This window comes from Propylenella binzhouense, from assembly GCF_009866965.1.
Taxonomy (GTDB): Bacteria; Pseudomonadota; Alphaproteobacteria; order Rhizobiales; family Afifellaceae; genus Propylenella; species Propylenella binzhouense.
Map to the genome: position 1 here is coordinate 1 of NZ_SPKJ01000223.1, position 703 is coordinate 703.

Below are 703 nucleotides of genomic sequence, written 5' to 3' on the forward strand. Positions count from 1 at the left end.
GGCGGCGCGCGGCGCGGGCGAGCTTGCGGCCGACATCGCGGCGATCCTCGCCGAGCCCGGCGTCGGCGGGCGCGACACCGACCTCGCCATGCGCATCGAGGCCCTACGGCGCGGATGCCGTGCCGGCTACCGGGCTGCCTACCAGGCGGCCCGGCGCTGGGCCCGGCTCGCCGCCGCGCGGAGCGCCGGAAACCCCTTTCCCGCCAGTGCCTTGCTCGCCCTCGCCTTCCCCGAGCGCGTGGCCCAGGCCCGCGGCGGCCGCGGCCGGTTCCGCATGGCGAGCGGCGGCGGCGCACGGCTCGACGAGGCGGATCCGCTCGCCGACGCGCCGTTCCTGGCGATCGGCGAGGTGCAGGGCGGCGGGCCGGACGCCCGCATCCTCGTCGCCGCCGGGATCGAGCGCTCCGCGATCGAGGAGCTCTTCCCCGACCGCATCGTCGAGGAGGAGGCCGTCGGCTACGACCGCGCCGCCGATCTCCTCGTCGCCCGCCGCCTCCGCCGCCTCGACGCCCTCGTCCTCTCGGAGCGCCGGGCGGAGATCGCCGACGAGGACGCCGCGGCGCGCATTCTTGCCGAGGCGGCGCTTGCCCGCGGGCTCGCCGCGCTGCCCTGGCCTGCCGAAATCGCGGCGCTCCGCGCCCGCCTCGCGTTCCTGCGTGCCCGCGCCGGGGCGGCGTGGCCCGACCTCTCCGACGAGGCGCTC

1 pseudogene is annotated in these 703 nt (G+C 79.1%); it reads left to right on the forward strand.

The annotated features are described in order from the left end of the window. Positions 1-703, forward strand: a pseudogene (locus tag E4O86_RS23040) (ATP-dependent helicase HrpB); the annotation flags it as partial.